The 22,305-nt window shown below is 46.1% G+C and carries 17 protein-coding genes; 14 read left to right on the forward strand and 3 right to left on the reverse strand.

Translation table 11 applies throughout. The features are described from left to right. Window positions 1-3 precede the first annotated feature (3 nt). From OCV30_RS14490 to OCV30_RS14500, 3 genes are all read left to right on the forward strand, one after another. A complete protein-coding gene (locus tag OCV30_RS14490; RefSeq protein ID WP_065679747.1) occupies window positions 4-1,707 on the forward strand; it encodes a sodium:solute symporter family protein in 1,704 nt (567 codons plus the stop codon). A gap of 209 nt (window positions 1,708-1,916) precedes the next feature. Continuing rightward, window positions 1,917-2,300: a hypothetical protein gene (locus OCV30_RS14495; RefSeq protein ID WP_083994622.1), complete on the forward strand. Its 384-nt coding sequence runs from the start codon at window positions 1,917-1,919 to the stop codon at window positions 2,298-2,300. A 12-nt stretch (window positions 2,301-2,312) separates the two neighbouring features. Continuing rightward, entirely contained in the window at window positions 2,313-3,698 is a 1,386-nt protein-coding gene (locus tag OCV30_RS14500; protein ID WP_065679748.1) for a class II fumarate hydratase, read from the forward strand. 85 nt (window positions 3,699-3,783) lie between these two features. On the opposite strand, the gene OCV30_RS14505 is transcribed toward OCV30_RS14500, so the two are convergent. Together OCV30_RS14505 and OCV30_RS14510 are read right to left on the reverse strand one after the other, a co-directional pair. Beyond that, entirely contained in the window at window positions 3,784-7,215 is a 3,432-nt protein-coding gene (locus OCV30_RS14505) for a hybrid sensor histidine kinase/response regulator (protein ID WP_065679756.1), read from the reverse strand. Between the two features lie 117 nt (window positions 7,216-7,332). Next, window positions 7,333-8,529: a 3-phenylpropionate MFS transporter gene (locus tag OCV30_RS14510; protein ID WP_009844696.1), complete on the reverse strand. Its 1,197-nt coding sequence runs from the start codon at window positions 8,527-8,529 to the stop codon at window positions 7,333-7,335. 277 nt (window positions 8,530-8,806) lie between these two features. Here OCV30_RS14510 and OCV30_RS14515 point away from each other — a divergent pair, with 277 nt between their 5' ends. The 10 genes from OCV30_RS14515 (at window position 8,807) to OCV30_RS14560 (ending at window position 19,757) form a co-directional block, all read left to right on the forward strand. Further along, entirely contained in the window at window positions 8,807-10,636 is a 1,830-nt protein-coding gene (locus tag OCV30_RS14515; protein ID WP_065679749.1) for a DUF294 nucleotidyltransferase-like domain-containing protein, read from the forward strand. 11 nt (window positions 10,637-10,647) lie between these two features. After that, window positions 10,648-11,280 (forward strand): 3'-5' exonuclease, encoded by a 633-nt coding sequence (locus OCV30_RS14520; RefSeq protein ID WP_065679750.1) that lies wholly within the window; start codon window positions 10,648-10,650, stop codon window positions 11,278-11,280. A 218-nt stretch (window positions 11,281-11,498) separates the two neighbouring features. Further along, entirely contained in the window at window positions 11,499-13,448 is a 1,950-nt protein-coding gene (gene acs / locus OCV30_RS14525) for an acetate--CoA ligase (protein ID WP_009844693.1), read from the forward strand. Window positions 13,449-13,771: 323 nt separating this feature from the next. Then, entirely contained in the window at window positions 13,772-14,221 is a 450-nt protein-coding gene (gene aroQ, locus OCV30_RS14530) for a type II 3-dehydroquinate dehydratase (protein ID WP_009844692.1), read from the forward strand. Between the two features lie 74 nt (window positions 14,222-14,295). Further along, window positions 14,296-14,748 (forward strand): acetyl-CoA carboxylase biotin carboxyl carrier protein, encoded by a 453-nt coding sequence (gene accB / locus OCV30_RS14535; protein WP_004729736.1) that lies wholly within the window; start codon window positions 14,296-14,298, stop codon window positions 14,746-14,748. A 15-nt stretch (window positions 14,749-14,763) separates the two neighbouring features. Beyond that, entirely contained in the window at window positions 14,764-16,107 is a 1,344-nt protein-coding gene (accC, locus tag OCV30_RS14540) for an acetyl-CoA carboxylase biotin carboxylase subunit (protein ID WP_009844691.1), read from the forward strand. Between the two features lie 206 nt (window positions 16,108-16,313). Next, window positions 16,314-17,201, forward strand: coding sequence for a 50S ribosomal protein L11 methyltransferase (gene prmA / locus OCV30_RS14545; RefSeq protein ID WP_012604987.1), 888 nt, complete (start codon window positions 16,314-16,316; stop codon window positions 17,199-17,201). 140 nt (window positions 17,202-17,341) lie between these two features. Further along, window positions 17,342-18,310 (forward strand): tRNA dihydrouridine synthase DusB, encoded by a 969-nt coding sequence (gene dusB, locus OCV30_RS14550; RefSeq protein WP_009844689.1) that lies wholly within the window; start codon window positions 17,342-17,344, stop codon window positions 18,308-18,310. Between the two features lie 23 nt (window positions 18,311-18,333). Next, window positions 18,334-18,630 carry a DNA-binding transcriptional regulator Fis gene (gene fis, locus OCV30_RS14555; protein ID WP_004729744.1) on the forward strand — a complete coding sequence of 99 codons (297 nt, stop codon included), beginning with the start codon at window positions 18,334-18,336 and terminating at the stop codon, window positions 18,628-18,630. 167 nt (window positions 18,631-18,797) lie between these two features. Further along, window positions 18,798-19,757 (forward strand): GGDEF domain-containing protein, encoded by a 960-nt coding sequence (locus OCV30_RS14560; protein WP_065679751.1) that lies wholly within the window; start codon window positions 18,798-18,800, stop codon window positions 19,755-19,757. A 47-nt stretch (window positions 19,758-19,804) separates the two neighbouring features. On the opposite strand, the gene zntR is transcribed toward OCV30_RS14560, so the two are convergent. Continuing rightward, entirely contained in the window at window positions 19,805-20,245 is a 441-nt protein-coding gene (gene zntR / locus OCV30_RS14565) for a Zn(2+)-responsive transcriptional regulator (protein ID WP_009844687.1), read from the reverse strand. A 323-nt stretch (window positions 20,246-20,568) separates the two neighbouring features. On the opposite strand from zntR, the gene purH reads away from it, so the two are divergent. Then, the gene (purH, locus tag OCV30_RS14570) at window positions 20,569-22,161 is read left to right on the forward strand and encodes a bifunctional phosphoribosylaminoimidazolecarboxamide formyltransferase/IMP cyclohydrolase (RefSeq protein WP_065679752.1); all 1,593 of its coding nucleotides are present in this window, start codon (window positions 20,569-20,571) and stop codon (window positions 22,159-22,161) included. Window positions 22,162-22,305: the final 144 nt, after the last annotated feature.

Below are 22,305 nucleotides of genomic sequence, written 5' to 3' on the forward strand. Positions count from 1 at the left end.
AACATGGATATTCAAACTTGGACGTTTATTCTCGTCGGTATTACTTTCGCAGTCTATATCGGCATCGCAATCTGGGCTCGCGCTGGAACAACGAGTGAATTCTACGTTGCTGGCGGCGGCGTACACCCAGTAGCAAACGGCATGGCAACAGCCGCTGACTGGATGTCGGCAGCATCATTCATCTCAATGGCAGGTATCATCTCATTCGTTGGTTATGACGGTGCGGTTTACCTAATGGGTTGGACAGGTGGTTATGTACTACTTGCGCTATGTTTAGCACCTTACCTACGTAAGTTCGGTCAGTTTACGGTTCCTGATTTCATCGGTGAGCGTTACTACTCGAAAACGGCACGTATGGTAGCGGTATTCTGTGCAATCTTCGTATCGTTTACGTACGTTGCAGGCCAGATGCGAGGTGTGGGCGTTGTATTCTCTCGTTTCCTAGAAGTTGATATTAACCTAGGCATCATCATTGGTATGGGTATTGTGTTCTTCTACGCAGTACTAGGTGGCATGAAAGGCATCACTTATACGCAGGTAGCTCAATTCTGTGTCCTCATTTTCGCCTTCCTTGTTCCAGCAATCTTTACCTCAATCATGATGACGGGTAACCCACTTCCACAAGTTGGTATGGGCTCTACGCTATCAGGCACAGATGTTTACCTTCTTGATAAACTGGATGGACTGACCGAAGAACTCGGATTTACCGCCTATACAGAAGGTAACAAGAGCATGGTAGATGTATTCTTCATCTGTGCGGCTCTAATGGTAGGTACTGCCGGTCTTCCACACGTAATCATTCGTTTCTTCACGGTACCAAAAGTACGTGATGCTCGTATCTCAGCGGGTTGGGCACTACTGTTCATCTCATTGCTATACACAACAGCACCCGGCGTTGCAGCATTCGCTCGTGTAAACATGATCGAAACAATCAACGGCCCTGACATGCAAGGTGTCGCCGCAGCAGACGCACCGAGCTGGTACAAAAACTGGGAAAGCACTGGCCTAGTAGGTTGGGAAGATAAGAACGGCGATGGCAAAATGTTCTACTCGGGCGATGAACGCAACGAGATGAAGATTAACCGTGACATCATCGTACTGGCTTCTCCAGAACTAGCAAAACTACCAAACTGGGTTGTCGCACTGCTTGCAGCCGGTGGCCTAGCCGCAGCACTATCAACAGCCGCAGGTCTGCTATTGGTAATCTCAACGTCGATTTCACATGACTTGTTGAAGAAAGGCTTTAGACCAAACATGACCGACAAGCAGGAACTGTTAGCCGCTCGTTTAGCTGCCATGATCGCGATTGTAGGTGCAGGTTACTTGGGTATTAACCCACCAGGCTTCGTAGCACAGGTAGTAGCGTTTGCCTTCGGCTTAGCCGCAGCATCCTTCTTCCCAGCGATCATCCTAGGTATCTTCTACAAGAAGATGAACAAGGAAGGCGCAATTGCAGGTATGTTGTCAGGTATTGCCTTCACAGCAAGCTACATCATCTACTTCAAGTTCATTAACCCAGCAGCAAGCACACCAGAAAACTGGTGGTTTGGTATCAGCCCAGAAGGCATCGGTACGCTAGGTATGTGTCTAAACTTCGTAGTATCAATTGCTGTAAACAAAGTAACTGCTGAAGTGCCACAAGATGTCCAAGAGATGGTTGAGAACATCCGTTACCCGAAAGGTGCTGGTGAAGCTCACGACCACTAAGAAGCTCGCGACTTAGTGACTAGGATAATAAGCACTTAGAAAATGAATCAGTACTTACATTGTAGGGATTAGGTACTGACTCCAGAAAGCCGATACGTCATGTATCGGCTTTTTCTTTTCCTACTCACTTTATAAAAAGAGAAACAAAGGGTTGTTTTTAAAATCTCATTTGATAATAATTATCATTAACATTCATTACTGAGATGCAGATGATGAAAGAGCAGCAGGTTCTTTATTCGAGGTTTTACAAAGCACAGGATCGCTTTGCTTCATTAGAACAAGTTCAAGGCCATGAACCGTTTGTGATTCAAGAGTATATCGAGTGCGCACTCACGCTTTCTGCTTACTATGAAAAGCATGCCGCCCAAGAAAATATCTTGTTGTGCGAGCTGTATCTGCGCCAAGTTTTCTTCCATTTGATAGAAGCGATTGAGTCTCCAGAACGCAGTTTCGCCTTTCGTCATATCTGCCTAGACTCTATTCACTCACCACTATTTTATTTGAAACGACACTACTGCCAGCAGCCACAAGGCCAAGCGCGTTTCTTGAATCTCAGCCAAACACTACAACAAGTCCAAGCCCCACTTAGCTAACAAGGATAGAAGATGACCCTACAATTTCGGATTGAAAAAGATAGCATGGGGGAAGTTAAAGTCCCTGCTGATGCGCTATATCAAGCACAAACTCAACGTGCCGTGGATAACTTCGCGTTTAGTTCGCACAAGATGCCAGATAGTTTCATTCAAGCACTGGCGCTGATTAAGCAGGCCGCCGCCGATACCAACGCTCAGTTAGGTTTATTAGAAGGTGATATTGCCAACGCGATAGCCGAAGCTAGCCAAGAGATCATTGAGGGTAAACACCTCGAGCAATTCCCTATTGATGTTTACCAAACCGGTTCTGGTACAAGCTCCAACATGAATGCCAACGAAGTGATTGCGACACTCGCTTCAAGAAGCCTGCAAGGAGACGTGAACCCAAATGATCACGTAAACATGGGGCAAAGCAGTAACGATGTCGTGCCGACAGCAATCCAAGTCAGTGTCGCTTTGATGGCAGAAAATAAGCTGTTGCCTGCACTTACCCACCTTTCTGCGGCGCTTACCGTAAAACAGCATGAACTTGCTGAGGTAGTCAAAACTGGCCGTACCCATCTAATGGATGCAATGCCGATTACCTTTGCTCAAGAGCTTGGTGGTTGGAAATTTCAGATTGAACATGCCAAGCAAGCGATAGAAAGCAGCTTGCCAGCAGTCAAGGCGCTTGCTCAAGGTGGTACAGCGGTAGGTACCGGGATTAATGCCGACCCACGCTTTGCCGATAAGTTTGCAAGTAACCTGTCTCAATCGACAAAGATCAGTTTTACCTCGAGTGAAAACTTCTTTTTTAACCTCAGCAGCCAAGACGCGATCGTTGCACTGTCAGGTCAGCTCAAAACTGCAGCCGTTGCGATCATGAAGATCTCAAACGATCTTCGCTGGATGAATTCAGGGCCGTTGGCTGGCTTAGGGGAAATTGAGTTGCAGGCTCTACAGCCGGGTTCATCGATCATGCCTGGCAAAGTGAACCCTGTAATTCCAGAAGCAGCTGCAATGGCGGCAGCACAAGTGATTGGCAATGACACCACTATTACGATTGCAGGCCAATCGGGTAACTTCCAATTGAATGTGATGCTGCCCGTTATTGCTCATAACGTATTAGAAAGCATAGAGTTGTTAGCAAACAGTTCAGTCGCACTGGCTGATAAAGCAATTTCTACCTTCACGGTACGCCAAGACAACCTCGATTTGGCACTGTCAAAGAACCCAATCCTAGTGACCGCACTTAACCCTGTGATTGGCTACTTGAAGGCGGCTGATATTGCCAAGAAAGCTTATAAAGAAGGCCTACCAATTCTGGATGTAGCAGAAAGAGAAACCGATCTTAGCCGAGAAGAGCTCAGCAAGCTGCTTGATCCAACCACACTGACACAGGGTGGCATTGCGGGTTAGTTATTGAATTAACAAGCGAATAGTCATCCACAGAAACAAAAAAGGCCTCACCTGAGGCCTTTTTAATCTCTAAGAGTTAATTAAACTAACTCACCCGATTTAGGACCGCTCTGAGTTTTAGTGGCTTCACAGGTTTAGCAATAAAGCTAAAGCTGTTGGCCTTTATCGCTGCCAACATGTCATCGGTTCTATCTGCACTGATGATGACCCCTTCAAAAGAGTCCCCAAGGCGCAAACGACACTGCTGCAATACTTCGAGCCCCGTTCTGCCATTATCTAAACGGTAATCAGAGAAAATCACATCCGGCTGCCAATCATCATCGAGACACTTCAAACTTTCGACTAGATCAACGGCTGTCTTAACTTCACAGCCCCATCGCCCTATCAAGTTCTCCATACCGACCAAAATTTCTCGCTCATTATCGACACACAGTATTTTCAAGTGCTCGATATCACTGGTCGCCATTGGCGTAGAAGCTTGCACAACCGGAGCCACTTGCTCTGCTCTCGCTAAGGTGATGGAAAAGACGCTGCCTTCTCCCGGCCATGAACGCATCGAGATTTGATGACCAAGCACATGAGCAATCCCTTTCGAAATCGCCAACCCTAATCCCAACCCCTGATCGGCACGAACTTGGCTGCCACGCGTAAACTCTTCGAAGATCTCTTGTTGCTTGTCTTCATCGATACCGGTTCCGTTATCCCACACATCAATTCGTACCTGACCATTGACTCGTCTCGCACCCAGCACCACTTTTCCTTCAGGGTTATAGCGAAATGCATTCGTTAAAAAGTTCTGAATCACTCGTCTTAATAACTTAGGGTCAGAATGAATAAACAGTGACGATGGAATCATCTGAAACTGTATTTTTTGCTGTGTCGCTAAAGCGCTAAATTCCGCATTCAAATTGGTCAGCACATCATGCACGGCAATCGCGTGAATGTTGGTTTCTAATTTTCCTGACTCCAATCGCGAGATATCAAGCAGGTCGCCAATCAGATCTTCAGCCGCACCCAACGCACTTTCGATATGAGAAGAAAGCTGCTTCTCCTCTTGCTCTTTTGCCACCTCAGATAGCGAAGAAGCAAACAAGCGAGCAGCATTTAATGGCTGCATCAAATCGTGACTAACAGCCGCAAGAAAACGACTCTTAGATTGTGATTCTTGGTCAGAGATTTGCGTCGCCTTTACCAAGCGATGGTTAAGCTTCTCGAGCTCTTGAGTTCGTTCATGGACTCTCGATTCCAAGCTTTCATTAGCATCTTTTAGCGCTTGCTCTGCTTGTCTGAAAACCGTGATGTCGGTAAAGCTCATGACGAAGCCACCACTAGGCATTGGGTTACCTTGCACCTCAATCACTCGACCATCCGGACGAATACGAGATGAGGTGTGTCGCGTGCCTTGCTCAAGGTGATAAACACGGCGTCGAACGTGATCTTCTGGGTCGCCTGGGCCACATAAACCTTGCTCAGCATTGTGACGAATTACATCTGAAATGGGTCGACCCACCTGAATCAAGCCAGCAGGGAATTCAAACAGCTCTAAGTAACGTTGATTCCACGCCACCAGCCTCATTTGTTTGTCAATTACGGCAATGCCTTGGCCAATATGTTCAATCGCTCCTTGCAGTAAACCACGGCTGAAGTCGTACAGTTCCGAAGCTTCATCCACGATGGTCGCGACTTCTTCAAGCTGCATATTTCTGCCCTGCAAGGCCGAAGTAAGTACTAACTTAGCTGAAGATGCACCGAATACACCAGCGAGCACACGTTCTGCATGTCGAATCAGGCTTGCGGGCGCTTGTTGGTTAGGAAGTAGCGGCTGCCCGTGCTGTTGCCAATAACTCTGTAAGGCACTTTTCGCACGCTTACGCCCCACAAAACGAGACGCCAGCATTTCTAATTCAGCGACCGTCACACGGCTCTGATAGAGGCTGATGTTCTCATTTTCTGGTAATGGTGTGCCAATAAAAGCAGCCGATTGTAAACGCTCACTTAGGCTTGGTCTGGTCGTCATCGAGACCACGGCATAGCACAAGGTATTGAGTAAAATACTCAGCACTATGCCCCAATTTGAGCTGCTAACATCCCAACTTCTCAGCAGTTCCGGCGGCGTGATAATCCACAGCAGTAAGTTACTTTCGCTATCGCCCGCTAGCATGCTGGTTTGACTCATCAGGGTAATCAGCCAGATCACCGAACCGACAAGCAAACCGACATAGACACCCTTACGGTTTCCGGGACGCCAGTACAATCCACCAATTAATGCAGGAGCGAACTGAGCAATCGCCGCAAAGGAAAGAAAGCCAATCGCCGACAGTGAGTGAATGGTATCGAGCGCTTGATAGAACAGCCAAGCACCAAGTAACAGCAGTAAAATCAACCCACGCCGAATCACCAGCAACATGCCAGAAAAATGTCGATGGGTTCTTTGAGTTAGGCGCATACGGCGCAGCAGCAATGGCATCACTAAATCATTCGATACCATGATCGCTAATGCGATGGTCGAGACAATCACCATGCCACTCGCCGCCGAAGTACCTCCGAGGAAAGCTAACAAAGCAATGTGATTCGCACCTTCTGCCATTGGTACACTGATCACGTAAGTATCAGCCGGCATGTCGGTGAGCAGCCCTTGTCCTGCCCAAGCAATTGGCAGCACAAACAGGCCCATCAAAATCAGATAAAGTGGAAACAACCAGCGAGCGGTATGCAAATCTTGAGGACGTTCGTTCTCAACCACCATGGTGTGAAATTGGCGCGGCAGACAGACAATCGCCAACATGGTCAAAACGGTATGAATAATTAAGGTCGGAATATTAGGCGATTCGTAGGTGGAAGCCGCCACATCAAACAAGTCAATTTTGTCACTGCTCATCGCCAGATAGATAATAAACAGGCCAACAATCAGGAAAGCCGCTAGCTTAACAATTGACTCAAACGCCACCGCCATCATCATGCCACGGTGATGCTCTGTGTTATCGATGTGCCGCGTACCAAACAGCATGGTAAAAATGGCCAAAGCACCGACCACAAACCAAGACACGTGATAATCCTGATAGCCGAAATCAGACGCTAGGTTTGGCGCAACAATATCTAGCCCCATGGTGATACCACGCAGCTGTAGCGCGATATAAGGAAGAATACCGACCACGGCAATCACGGTGACGGCAACAGCCAAGCCCTGAGATTTTCCATAACGAGCCGCGATAAAATCGGCAATTGAAGTGATGTGTTCACGCTTTGCAATCAGGATCAACCGCGCCAAGATCCGCCACCCGAGTGTAAAGACCAGAATGGGGGCGAGGTAGATGGGTAAAAAGGACCATGGGTTATTGCTCGCCTGTCCGACCGTTCCATAGAAAGTCCAAGAGGTACAATACACTGCAATCGAAAGGCTATAGATCCATGGCCGCCAACGCGATAGCCAACGAACCTGCCTGTCTCCATACCAAGCGATCAGAAATAACACGCCCAAATAGGCTAAAGAGACTGGAATTACTATCCATCCTTGCATTAAAAACCCTTTTTCATCCATAAAAAAACCTCTCCATAAGGGAGAGGTTTCATTTAACTAAGGATGGGTCATTAACTCAATCGAATCGCTTAAATTCTGTGCTTCAGACTCTAATTATCAGCATTTGCTGTTAGATTCTAATTGTTCCGAACCTGATTGATTAATCTCAACCACTGAACTTCTCTCGTCCAACTTAATGAACAGAGCAAGAGCACCCATCGCGGCCATACCCCAGAAGATGTTTGCCCCCCAAAGCTCATAGCCCCAACCACTTAAGGTCGTCATTAGTGCGATAACAGCTCCCAATGGGATCGCGTTATACAGAGCTTGCAGCGCGACCATTTTATTCTGTTCTTCTGATTGAATGTATTGAATGGCTGCGATGTGTGCCATAGCAAACGTCACACCATGCAGCATTTGCACCATAACCAAGGCGAAAATCGCCGTTGTTGATGCCGTAATCCCCCAGCGAGCCATCACACCGATTGCAGCTACCACGAACAGAGTACGCATTGACCAGCCAGAGAATAAGCGCTTACTGAGAGCAAACACAGCCACCTCAGCAACAACGCCTAGGCTCCATAAATAACCAATAATCGCTTCTGAGTGACCGGCTTCTTTCCAGTAAATCGCACTAAAACTGTAGTAAGCCGCATGGCTACCTTGCAGCAACGCCATCAAGGCCAAAAATTTAACCACAGACGACTCACGCAGTAACTCACCTAATTTTGGTCGCACTGCTTGTTTCTCAGATTGCGTTACTGGCATCACGTTAGGGTTTCTCATCGCCAACACTAACGACAACAGCACACCAACAAGCGCTGTATACAAAATCATATCAGTGCCAAACTGTGCGACTAAATAACCCACCACGGTTGAACCCGCAATAAAAGCAATCGAACCCCATAAACGAGTGCGTCCATAGTCAAGCATCTTAAGACGACTGTAATGGTTAGCCATTGCGTCAGAAAGAGGGATAACCGGCCCACAACACAGGTTAAACAATACTGTTGCCAACAGCATCAATAGAAAACTGCCTCCAGTGAAGAAGTGGAAACCAACAAATAACAATGAGGCGAAGCTCAACCAGCGCAGAGCGGGCAAAAGATTCTCTACGTTATGGATGCGCGGCGTAATCACAAGGTTAGCAACACAGCGAGTCGCAAAACCAATACCAATCAATACACCGATGTCCCCTGCAGAAACGCCTTGGTCTTCAAACCACAACGCCCAAAATGGCAAGTACACACCATACGCAAAAAAGAAACCAAGAAAATACTGAGATATCCATCCGTAAGGAGAGGGGCTAAACATAAATAACCTATAAAGTGTGCGGAAAAAGGCGGCTCCAATTATGCCTATCTAGAGTAGGATGAAAAAGGGAATTATTACTGGGATAGCATTCCTATATTTAATTAGCCTAGATATCACTTATCACTTATCACTTATCACTTATCACTTATCACTTATCACTTATCACTTATCACCAAGCTATATCACGTTCGTCGATATCTAGTCTGCATTTAGACTAAAGTCGTCTGGAGCTTCGCTGGTATTTTGTCAGACTGATTAAAGACTCCCACTTCTTGTGATGCTTATGCCTGAAAAATTTAATATGCAGCACCCACCCTTCGATAGCCTGTCCGATACGGAACAGTTGAAGCTTCGCTCTTCATTAGACGTGGTGTATTACCGCTCTCAAGAAGTGATACTGGAAGCAGATAGGCCGAGCAGACACCTGCACATCCTGATCAAAGGAGCCGTTGAAGAGCGCGCGAGCAGTGATGGTGAGATTTACGCACATTACGCCAATGACGATATTTTTGATGTGCGCAGCCAGTTTGAACCTCACACCAAACATCAATATATCGCACTCGAAGACACCTTAAGCTACCTACTGCCTACCGATGTTTTTCTCGATCTTTATCACGCCAATGGTCAATTTGCCGCCTACTTTGATAGTAACCTGTCGACACGGAAAGCTCTGATTGAGGCCGCTCAGCAGCAACAAAACCTTGCCGAGTTTATATTGACCAAAGTGGATGACTCTATCTATCACCCACCACTGATTCTTGAGCCAGGGCAACCCATCAACCAAGTGACTCAAACCCTAAAAGAACAAGGCTTAGACTCGGCGCTAGTGCATTTAGACGACAAAGGCATAAAAGATTTTGGTTCAGGCTCCTTACCGTATGGGATCGTCACACGAACCAATTTATTGCACGCTGTAATGCTCGATAACTTCCCACAGGATACGCCTGTTGGCGAGATTGCAACATTTCCGGTGATGCACGTAAACCAAGGTGATTTCTTATTTAATGCCATGATTACCATGACCAGAAACCGGGTAAAAAGGTTGATGGTTTGTGACGGTCTAAATGCTGTCGGCATGGTGGATATGACACAAATCCTCAGTGCATTCTCCACTCACTCTCACGTGCTCACTTTGCGTATTGCGCGATCCACCAGCATTGAAGAGCTCGCATTAGCCTCCAACAAACAACGTCAACTGGTCGAAAGCCTACTCAATAACGGCATTCGCACGCGCTTCATCATGGAGCTAATTTCAGCCGTTAATGAACAGATAATAGAGAAAGCGTTTGAGTTGGTTATCCCACCCGCACTGCATAATCATTGCTGCCTCATCGTGTTGGGTTCCGAAGGCCGTGGAGAACAAATTCTCAAAACCGATCAAGACAACGCGCTGATTATTCAAGATGGTTTAGAGTGGCATCAATGCCAGAGTGCTATGAACGACCTCACTCACACATTGCAGCAATTGGGCTATCCACTCTGTCCGGGCAACGTGATGGTCAACAACCCCAAATGGGTGCATTCAGAACAAGAGTGGAAACAAACCCTCACCCGTTGGGTAAAAAAAGCCACGCCAGATACCGTGATGGATATCGCGATCATGGCGGATGCACACGCCGTTGCGGGTAATAGAGAGTTATTAAAACCCGTAAAGCAGCACCTAAGTGATTTGATGCTCGGACAAGAATTGATTCTGACTGAATTCTGCCGACCGGCTCTGAACTTCTCAGTACCCCTCACCCTGTTTGGCAATGTTAAACAATCCAAGTCAGGGCTCGATATCAAACAAGGCGGTATTTTCCCTATCGTGCATGGTGTGAGGGCACTCTGTCTTGAGCATGGTGTCACGGTAAACAACACCTTCGAACGCATTGAACAGTTGGTCTGTAAGAAAGTGCTTGAGCAAAGTACCGCCGATAACCTTAGTGAAGCACTCAAACAGTTCTTTAAGTGGCGCTTAGCCCAAAGACTTTCTCAGCAGCACAGTAGCAACAAGATTAACGTCAAATTGATGGAGCGAGCAGACAGAGACTTACTTCGCCATAGCTTGCATGTGGTCAAAAAATTCAAGCAATGGCTTGGCTACCACTATCAGATACGAGATTAGGCGATTGAACGATGAATAGATTGGTTCGTTATTACTGGCATCATAAACTCAAAGGCTCTACTTATCAGCCTCTGTTTACTGCGCCTGCTAATCACGAATACGTATCTCTCGATTGTGAAACCACCAGCCTCGACCCCAATCAGGCAGAATTAGTCACCATTGCCGCAACCAAGATCATCGGCAACCGAATCATTACCAGCCAACCTTTTGAAGTCCGATTGCGCGCCCCTCAATCGCTCGATTGCAATTCAATAAAAATCCACCGTATTCGCCATCAAGATCTAAAGCACGGCCTCGAAGAAAAACAGGCTTTAATCGAGCTACTGAACTTCATTGGAAATCGTCCTTTAGTCGGCTATCACATCCGCTATGATAAAAAAATCCTCGATCGTGCCTGTTTAAAACAGCTTGGATTTCCACTGCCTAACCGATTAGTCGAAGTAAGCCAACTTTATCAAGACAAGCTCGAAAGGCAGCTGCCCAATGCCTATTTTGATCTCAGTATGGACGCAATCTGTCGCCAGCTCGATTTACCTATCCCCGTCAATAAACATGATGCATTACAAGACGCTATCTCCGCCGCCCTGATCTTTGTTCGCCTGAAGCATGGTGATCTACCCCGTTTCAACTCTTCTTATTCTTAATTCAACCACTGGCGCTTCACATAGAGAGCAACATCTCAAAAATGAACTTAACTCGCTATTTTGTAAGTGAAAAGCAGCGTCTCATCCTAAAGTCTAATTGTGGAAATCGCCATCCTAGTCGAGAGTGATAACACAAAGACGGTTCTGTAATAGACCTAGAAACTGAACACAAAGGAAGTTGCCAGTTCATTAGGAATGTAGGCACAAGGAGAGATGCAATGAGTGAAGCCCACGTTTATCCGGTAAAAGAAAATATTAAATCAACTACACACGCGGATAATGACACTTACCTAGCCATGTACCAGCAATCTGTTTCTGACCCTGAAGGCTTTTGGGGTGAACACGGAAAAATCGTTGATTGGATTAAACCTTTCACACAGGTAAAAAATACCTCTTTCGACCCTGGCCACATTGATATTCGCTGGTTTGAAGATGGCACGCTTAACGTTTCGGCTAACTGTATCGACCGCCACCTTGCTGAACGCGGCGATGAAGTCGCTATTATTTGGGAAGGCGATGACCCGGCGGATGACAAAACTCTAACTTTTAATGAACTACACAAAGAAGTGTGCCTGTTTTCGAATGCTCTGAAAGAGCAAGGCGTGCGCAAAGGCGATGTGGTTTGTTTATACATGCCAATGGTTCCTGAAGCTGCAGTAGCCATGCTGGCGTGTACCCGTATCGGGGCGGTTCACACAGTCGTATTTGGTGGTTTCTCACCAGAAGCACTGTCTGGTCGTATTATCGATTCAAATTCTAAAGTCGTTATCACTGCCGATGAAGGCGTGCGTGGCGGCCGTGCTGTTCCACTGAAGAAAAATGTCGATGAAGCACTGACGAATCCTGAAGTGAAGAACATCGAAAAGGTTGTAGTATTCAAACGTACTGGCGGCGATGTTGCATGGCACGAACACCGCGATGTGTGGTGGCACGATGCTATTGCTAATGTATCTGCAGATTGCCCACCAGAAGAGATGAACGCAGAAGATCCACTATTCATCCTTTATACCTCAGGCTCAACAGGCAAACCTAAGGGTGTTATGCACACCACAGGTGGTTACCTCGTTTATGCAGCGATGACCTTCAAATACGTGTTCGATTACCAAGAAGGCGAAACTTTCTGGTGTACAGCTGATGTGGGTTGGATTACTGGTCACACATACCTTGTTTACGGGCCACTAGCCAATGGTGCAAAAACCATTCTGTTTGAAGGCGTGCCGAACTACCCGAACACAAGCCGCATGAGTGAAGTGGTCGATAAGCACCAAGTTAATATTCTTTATACTGCGCCAACAGCTATTCGTGCATTGATGGCGAAAGGCAATGAAGCCGTTGAAGGCACGTCTCGTGACAGCCTAAGAATCATGGGCTCAGTGGGTGAACCTATCAACCCAGAGGCGTGGGAGTGGTACTACAAAACAATCGGTAATGAGCAGTCTCCAATTGTTGATACATGGTGGCAAACAGAAACGGGCGGAATCTTGATTGCACCGCTACCAGGCGCAACAGACCTAAAACCGGGCTCAGCGACGCGTCCATTCTTCGGTGTGCAACCGGCGCTGGTTGATAACATGGGTAACATCATTGAGGGTGCAACAGACGGCAACCTAGTGATTCTTGACTCTTGGCCAGGCCAGATGCGTACCGTTCACGGCGATCATGACCGTTTCGAACAAACTTACTTCTCGACCTTTAAAGGCATGTACTTCACCAGTGATGGTGCTCGTCGTGATGAAGACGGTTACTACTGGATTACTGGCCGTGTTGATGACGTTCTGAACGTATCAGGTCACCGTATGGGTACCGCTGAGATTGAATCGGCTCTAGTCGCATTTGATAAGATCGCAGAGGCTGCGATTGTAGGTATCCCTCATGATATTAAAGGCCAAGCGATTTACGCTTACATCACGTTGAATGATGGTGAGTTCCCAACCGCAGAGCTTCATAAAGAAGTCAAAGACTGGGTACGTAAAGAGATTGGCCCAATCGCAACGCCAGATGTACTGCACTGGACCGACTCATTACCAAAAACTCGTTCAGGTAAAATCATGCGTCGTATCCTGCGTAAGATTGCCACTGGCGATACTGGCAACCTAGGCGATACGTCGACACTAGCAGACCCAAGCGTGGTCGATAAGCTGATTGCAGAGAAAGCGGAACTGGCATAAGCAACCCGTTACATTACGTAATTACTGTTTAAAACAGCGCCTTTCTAAACCGTCACCTATGTGGCGGTTTTTTTATGGCTGATCTTGATCTCAAATATCCTCGACAAAATTAAGGCTAAGGCGCTTTTTTGTTAAGTTAGTAACAATCTCACACTCTCTCAATAGGAGATTAGACCAGTAAATTGCTGCGATTTGCGCTGAATTAGCTATAATCTGGTTCTAATTTTTAAATTTGGGTTTTTCTTACTGGAAATTATCCCCAAATTTTCAATAAAATGGCAACATTCACGTTCGTAAACACGATAAAGGAAGATAGCCCCACAATGTCTACAAAGTTTCGCATTCTAGTTTTAAATGGACCAAACCTTAATCTGTTAGGCCTTAGAGAACCTGCACACTACGGTTCTCAAACACTTGACCAGATTATTAGCTCATTGACCGAGCAAGCGAAAACACACGATGTTGAGCTATCTCACTTACAGTCAAATCGTGAGTATGAGCTGATTGAAGCTATCCATAGTGCTTATCAAAATGTTGATTTCATTATTATCAACCCAGCGGCCTTTACACATACCAGTGTGGCGTTGCGTGATGCACTACTTGGTGTTGCTATCCCATTTATTGAGGTTCACCTATCGAATGTTCACGCACGTGAACCATTCCGTCACCACTCTTACCTGTCTGATAAAGCAGAAGGTGTGATTTGTGGCTTAGGTGCCCAAGGTTATCAATTTGCTTTGACAGCTGCGCTCAACAAGCTCAACGCAAAGTAAATAAAAACAACGAACTATTACTAACCTACTCAGTCAAAGAGTAAGTTCAATCAACAGATAAAGAGAAAGAAACAATGGATATTCGCAAAATCAAGAAGCTAATCGAATTGGTTGAAGAGTCTGGTATTTCTGAGCTAGAGATCTCTGAAGGTGAAGAGTCAGTACGAATCAGTCGTAACAGCCCTGTATCTGCAGCGCCTATTCAATATGCAGCAGCTCCAGCTCCTGTAGCGGCAGCAGCACCTGCGGCGGCACCTGTAGCTGCAGAAGCGGCAGCTCCTGCGGTTCCTGCTGGTCACCAAGTTCTTTCTCCAATGGTTGGTACTTTCTACGGCGCTCCAAGCCCAGATGCAAAACCGTTCGTTAAAGTGGGTCAATCTGTAACTGCTGGCGAAACACTATGTATCGTTGAAGCAATGAAAATGATGAACCAAATCGAAGCTGATAAATCTGGTGTTGTAACGGCTATCCTAGTTGAAGACGGTCAACCAGTAGAATTCGACCAAGCTCTAGTAATTATCGAATAATAGAGAGCACTCATTATGTTAGATAAATTAGTAATCGCGAACCGTGGTGAAATTGCACTGCGTATTCTGCGAGCATGTAAAGAACTTGGCATCAAAACGGTAGCAGTTCACTCAACCGCTGACCGCGATCTTAAGCACGTACTGCTTGCTGACGAAACCATTTGTATCGGTCCAGCTCGTGGTATCGATAGCTACCTGAACATCCCTCGTATCATCAGCGCTGCTGAAGTAACGGGTGCAGTTGCTATTCACCCAGGCTACGGCTTCCTATCTGAAAATGCAGATTTTGCAGAACAGGTAGAGCGCAGTGGTTTTATCTTCGTTGGCCCTAAAGCTGAAACCATTCGCATGATGGGTGACAAAGTGTCAGCTATCACGTCAATGAAAAAAGCGGGTGTACCTTGTGTACCAGGTTCTGACGGCCCTCTTGACGACGACGAAGCGAAAAACAAAGCGCACGCTAAGCGCATTGGTTTCCCTGTAATCATCAAGGCTTCTGGCGGCGGCGGCGGTCGTGGTATGCGTGTTGTTCGTACTGAAAAAGAACTAACAGAAGCTATCGCAATGACTCGTGCTGAAGCAAAAGCATGTTTCAATAACGACATGGTTTACATGGAAAAATTCCTAGAAAACCCACGTCACATTGAAGTACAAGTGCTTGCAGATGGTCAAGGTAATGCTATCCACCTAGGTGAGCGTGACTGTTCAATGCAGCGTCGTCACCAGAAAGTTGTGGAAGAAGCGCCAGCACCAGGTATCACTGAAGAAATGCGTAAATACATCGGCGACCGTTGTACTCGTGCATGTCTTGAGATTGGTTACCGCGGCGCAGGTACATTTGAATTCCTATACGAGAACGGTGAGTTCTACTTCATCGAAATGAACACTCGTATCCAGGTTGAGCACACGATTACTGAAATGGTAACGGGTATCGATCTAGTGAAAGAGCAACTTCGCATTGCTGCTGGTCAGCCTCTATCATTCACACAGGATGATATTAAGCTGCGCGGCCACTCAATCGAATGTCGTATCAATGCAGAAGATCCCGTACGTTTCCTACCGTCTCCAGGCAAGATCACGCGCTTCCATGCTCCAGGTGGTATGGGCGTACGTTGGGAGTCTCACATCTACACGGGTTACACAGTGCCACCACACTACGATTCAATGATTGGCAAGCTGATCACTTACGGTGAAAACCGTGATGTTGCTATCGCTCGTATGAAGAACGCATTGGGTGAAATGATTGTTGAAGGTATTAACGTTAATACTGAGCTTCAACTGTCTATTATGAACGACGAAAACTTCCAACACGGTGGGGCAAACATCCACTACCTTGAGAAGAAGCTTGGTCTACAATAGAAGCTTGGTCTGCAACAGAAGCAGGTCTTCCATAATACGTTCTCTGTAGAACAGTAATAAATGCTCACTTCGGTGAGCATTTTTGTTTGTAAATACTCGCAATAATCAATTCATAATCCCCATTATATTCCGTGGGGTTTTGGTGAATTTGCTCATATTTTCTGCTAGACTCGCCATCCAATTTTTCTCATATAGAAGATGCAGCCATGCCTTGGATTCAAATCAAGCTTAATGCTACCAATGAAAATGCCGAACAAATCGGCGACATGTTAATGGAAGAGACTGGTGCTCTTTCTGTAACTTTCCTGGATGCACAAGATACCCCTGTATTTGAGCCTCTGCCGGGCGAAACTCGCCTTTGGGGTGATACTGACATTCTCGCGCTTTACGACGCTGAGACTGACACTGGTGTCGTTCTAGCGCAGATTAAAGCAAGCAACATGTTCCCTGCAGACTTTGCTCACAAAGTAGAGCAAATTGAAGACAAGGATTGGGAACGTGAATGGATGGACAACTTCCACCCAATGAAGTTTGGTGAGCGTTTATGGATCTGTCCTAGCTGGCGCGATATCCCTGAACCTGACGCTGTAAACGTAATGCTGGATCCCGGTCTTGCATTCGGTACCGGTACTCACCCAACAACAGCATTGTGTCTTGAGTGGCTTGAAGGCCTAGACCTGACAGGTAAAACCGTGATCGATTTCGGTTGTGGTTCTGGCATTCTTGCGATCGCTGCGATCAAACTTGGCGCGGCAAAAGTTGTCGGGATCGACATTGATCCTCAAGCTCTGCTTGCATCAAAAGACAACGCACAACGCAATGGTGTTGCTGAGCAACTAGAGGTGTTCTTGCCACAAGATCAACCTGAAGGTTTACTTGCTGACGTTGTTGTTGCCAACATTCTTGCCGGTCCATTACGCGACCTTTCTGGCATCATTAAAGGTCTAGTAAAGCCAAATGGTGTACTAGCAATGTCGGGTGTTTTAGATACACAAGCGGAAGATGTTGCAACTTATTATCGTGATGAGCTTCACATTGATCCAATCATTGAACAACAGGAATGGTGTCGAATCTCTGGTCGCAAGCAAGGCTAGGTAAGACTTTGGGCGCTAATTGACTGAAATTTAAACGAATTACAAAAACAAATTGTAAATGCTCAAATATTAGTCTTTTCACGCAGCGAAAAAATGCGTAAAATGCGCGCCCTTGCTGGTACAGAACTGTGATGACATTTTTGAAAATCGGAAATTATCAACTTAAGAACAATCTAATCGTCGCTCCTATGGCTGGCGTAACGGATAGACCATTCCGTGAGTTGTGTCTTCGTTACGGTGCGGGGATGGCAGTCAGTGAAATGATGTCCTCCAATCCGAAAGTTTGGAAAACGTCAAAATCTCAGCAGCGTATGGTACATGAAGGCGAATCGGGCATTCGTTCAGTACAAATCGCTGGTGCAGATCCACAGCTTATGGCCGAGGCTGCTCAATTCAATGTTGCTAACGGTGCGCAAATCATCGATATCAATATGGGTTGCCCAGCCAAAAAAGTGAATAAGAAGCTTGCGGGCTCAGCCCTACTTCAGCATCCAGAACTCATTGAAGACATTCTGAAGGCTGTGGTAAATGCTGTCGACGTTCCAGTAACGTTGAAAACGCGCACAGGCTGGGATACAGACAATAGAAACTGTGTCCAAATCGCGAAAATAGCCGAAGACTGCGGCATACAAGCTCTTGCCCTTCACGGGAGAACTCGCGCTTGTATGTACAAAGGTGAGGCAGAATACAAACACATTAAAGCAGCGAAACAAGCAGTATCTATTCCGGTTATCGCTAACGGTGATATCGATAGTCCGGAAAAAGCGAAGTTTGTGCTGGAGTACACCGGCGCTGATGCTTTAATGATAGGTCGACCTGCCCAAGGACGTCCTTGGATTTTTAACGAAATCCTACACTATTTGGAAAACGGCACCACGATGGACCCACTCCCGATTTCGGAAGTGAAAGACATCATGCTTGGTCATGTGCTCGCTCTACATGAATTTTATGGAGAGTTTTTAGGCCCTCGCATCGCTCGTAAGCATGTGGGTTGGTATCTAAAAGAGCATGAACAAGCGAGTGAGTTTCGCCGTACCTTCAACGCATTCGAAGCAGGTGATCTGCAGCTTGAAGCGCTAGAAGGTTTTTTTGATAACGTTGCACCATAATTACGAGAAGAGCTAGACCGAATATGTTCGAACAAAATCTGACTTCAGAAGCATTGACAGTAACTACAGTTACATCACAAGACCAAATCACGCAGAAGCCACTACGTGACTCAGTTAAAGCATCATTGAAAAATTACCTTGCTCAATTAAACGGTCAAGAAGTCAGCGAGTTATACGAATTAGTATTAGCTGAAGTTGAACAGCCACTACTAGACACTATCATGCAGTACACTCGCGGTAACCAAACTCGCGCAGCAACCATGATGGGTATTAACCGCGGTACTCTTCGCAAGAAACTTAAAAAATACGGCATGAACTAATCGTTCTTTCGTAATTTATTGAATTAGAAGCCGAGCTCTTTATTGAACTCGGCTTTTTTTTGTTTATATGGCAACAAGCGAACAATTATCAATTAATTAGATGTAACGATTGATAACCTAATCACTACCGATATAATGACCCATTAATCTAATCGTCTGGAAGCTACATGCTTGATATGAAAAGGGAAGAATGGCTTAGCACACTGATCCGTGAACTGCCTGATCGTCATCTTCTGTTGGATACATCCGGACGTATTGTTGAAAACTTTGACAATCCAAATCACCACACAGTTTCAGAACTGTTGCCTCTCGCGGTTGAAAAGCAGCTGTTAGAGGCGGCAAAGCAAGCTTATTCCAGTCGCGAAATTCAATACATTCAATACTCTCTTGCGCCCTGTCAGCAACTTCAGCTTTCTATTGAACAACTTTTCGCTCAAGGGGAAGAGTCTGCAGAATCAGACGATCGATATTTTGAATCGACATTAAAGCCATTGTATCTCTCGCCAGAAAAGCAATACGTGCTGTGGCAAGAGCGAGATATTACTAAAGCACAGCAACGTGAAGCTGAGCTGATAGAACTCGCTGAAATCGATGAGCTAACTGGGATTTTAAATAGACGTGCCTTTTTACTTGGGTTGGAAAAAGAGTTCAGTCAATCGCCTAAGCAAAGCTTAACGTGTTTGATGATAGACATAGACCACTTCAAAGAGATCAATGATCAAGTTGGCCACCTTTCTGGTGATGAGGTAATCGTTCAAGTCGCGAGTTTATGCCAACAGTCAATAGACTGCGATGATTATCTAGGTCGCTTGGGTGGCGAAGAATTCGGTGTCATTCTCACACACACCAGTGCCATTGAAGCTTATTACGTTGCGGAGACGATTCGTAAAACGATTGAATCAACGCCGTGTACCGTAGACGGCCACATCATCTACCCAACAGTCAGCATCGGTGTTGCTGAATACACACCACACCTTAAAACCATAAAAGAACTATTGGCTCAAGCTGATAGAGCCATGTACTCTTCAAAGCAGACTGGTCGCAACCAAGTCACGCTTTACCATAATAACCTACCCACTTTAAAAATTGACGCTCAACTAAGAGCCAAAATACTGCAAGCTTCCTAGGGTTATCAACCGTAGTAAACCTCTCTCCCTAACGGGGACCTTTTCAGCTATTTACCATCAGCAGCACAGCATGAGCTTTGTTTATCTTCGCTCGCCAAAGCACCTAAGATAGAACAATGGCTCGCATCGTCATCTACATGACCGCAGCAAGCATCATTAATCTTCTTTAATGCCGTGCGTATTCTGCCAAGTTCACTGATTTTTTCATCAATAAGTGTCAGCTTTGCCGTTGTGATGGCTTTCACTTCCGAGCAACTGTGCTGCGTTGCTTCCAAGCGAATCTCGAGCAATTCCTTAATTTCATCTAAACTCAGCCCTAACGCTTTAGATTTAAGAATAAAGGTCACCTGTTTTTGATTGTTTTCATCATATAAGCGATATCCTGAGTCACTGCGACTGGCAGGAGCAATCAGGTTACTTTTTTCATAAAACCGCAAGGTATCGGCTGTCACACCGCATCTTTTCGCTAATTCACCGATCTGAAACATGTTTTTTCCTACTGTTCCGTCCATTCCACAATTAACCTTGTTGTTACTTTTCAGGCTGAAATGGCACTTTTCATAATTAATTTTGAGATGCCAAACGATTGCGCGAGCTTTTTTGTAATAAATTAGTTAGAATCTGCGCCATCAAATTTGGAGTTGGTTATCTTATAGCTTGATTATAAGAACACCCAAAAGGTCTTTACCAAAACTGGCCAATATTTTATCTCTTACTGGTATCTAAGATACTCCACGCTGAGAAGATAGAAACAAGTTCTTTTTTGGCAAATATCTTTATTTTAACCCCATGAATTTGAGGAAATGGAAGCATGAATAACGCTCGTCCAATTCGCCGCGCTCTAATCAGCGTATCAGACAAAACTGGTATCGTTGAATTTGCACAAGCTCTTGCTAACCGTGGTGTAGATATCTTATCTACCGGTGGCACTGCTCGCCTGCTTGCTGAAAAAGGCATCTCTGTTACAGAAGTATCTGATTACACTGGTTTCCCAGAAATGATGGATGGCCGTGTTAAGACTCTGCACCCAAAAGTTCATGGTGGTGTTCTAGGCCGTCGTGGCCAAGATGATGACGTGATGGAAACTCACGGTATCAACCCTATCGATATGGTTGTTGTAAACCTATATCCATTCGCAGAAACCGTTGCTAAAGAAGGTTGTACCCTTGCTGACGCTGTTGAGAACATCGACATCGGCGGTCCTACAATGGTTCGCTCTGCAGCGAAAAACCACAAAGACGTAACTATCGTTGTTAACGCACACGACTACGAGCGCGTTGTTGCTGAAATGGACGCGAACGAGAAATCTCTAACGCTAGAGACTCGCTTCGACCTCGCTATCGCAGCATTCGAGCACACCGCTTCTTACGACGGCATGATCGCAAACTACTTCGGCACTATGGTTCCTAGCTACGGCGCGAACAAGGAAGGCGATGAAGAGAGCAAATTTCCTCGTACGTTCAACCAACAGTTCGAGAAGAAGCAAGACATGCGCTACGGTGAGAACAGCCACCAAGCAGCCGCTTTCTACGTTGAAGCAAACCCTGAAGAAGCATCAGTATCGACTGCTCGCCAAATTCAAGGTAAAGCACTTTCTTACAACAACATCGCTGACACTGACGCAGCACTTGAGTGTGTGAAAGAGTTCGACCAGCCAGCATGTGTGATTGTTAAGCACGCTAACCCATGTGGTGTAGCACTAGGGGAAGACATCCTAGAAGCTTACGACCGTGCATTCAAAACAGACCCAACGTCTGCATTTGGCGGCATCATCGCTTTCAACCGTGAGCTAGACGCTGCAACAGCAACGGCTATCACTGAACGTCAATTCGTTGAAGTTATCATTGCACCATCAGTTTCTGCTGAAGCAGTAGCAATCGTAGCGGCTAAGAAAAATCTACGCCTACTTGAGTGCGGTGAGTGGACAACTAAGACAACTGGTTTTGACGTGAAACGCGTTAACGGCGGTTTGCTAGTTCAAGACCGCGACCAAGGCATGGTGTCTGAAGATGACCTGAAAGTGGTTTCTAAGCGTCAGCCAACAGCTGAAGAATTGAAAGATGCTCTATTCTGCTGGAAAGTAGCGAAGTACGTTAAATCTAACGCTATCGTTTACTCGAAAGGCGACATGACTATTGGTGTAGGCGCAGGCCAAATGAGCCGCGTTTACTCTGCGAAAATCGCAGGTATCAAAGCGGCAGACGAAGGTCTACAGGTTGAAGGTTGTGTGATGGCCTCAGACGCATTCTTCCCATTCCGTGACGGTATCGACGCGGCAGCGGAAGCTGGCATCAAGTGTGTTATCCAACCGGGCGGCTCTATGCGTGATGACGAAGTTATCGCAGCAGCAGACGAACACGGCATGGCGATGATCTTTACTGGCATGCGTCACTTCCGCCACTAATTTCCTCTTCGTATTTGGCACTGTGGCGTCGTTAGCTGCTTTCGCCCACCCCGGTCACATAGCGATCTATGCTCCCGGGGATGGGCTCAATTGCTGCCTAGCCACATCACCAACTACTTTGAGCAAGACTTATAACTTTGTTTT

Origin of the sequence: Vibrio atlanticus (assembly GCF_024347315.1) — a bacterium.
GTDB lineage: Bacteria > Pseudomonadota > Gammaproteobacteria > Enterobacterales > Vibrionaceae > Vibrio > Vibrio atlanticus.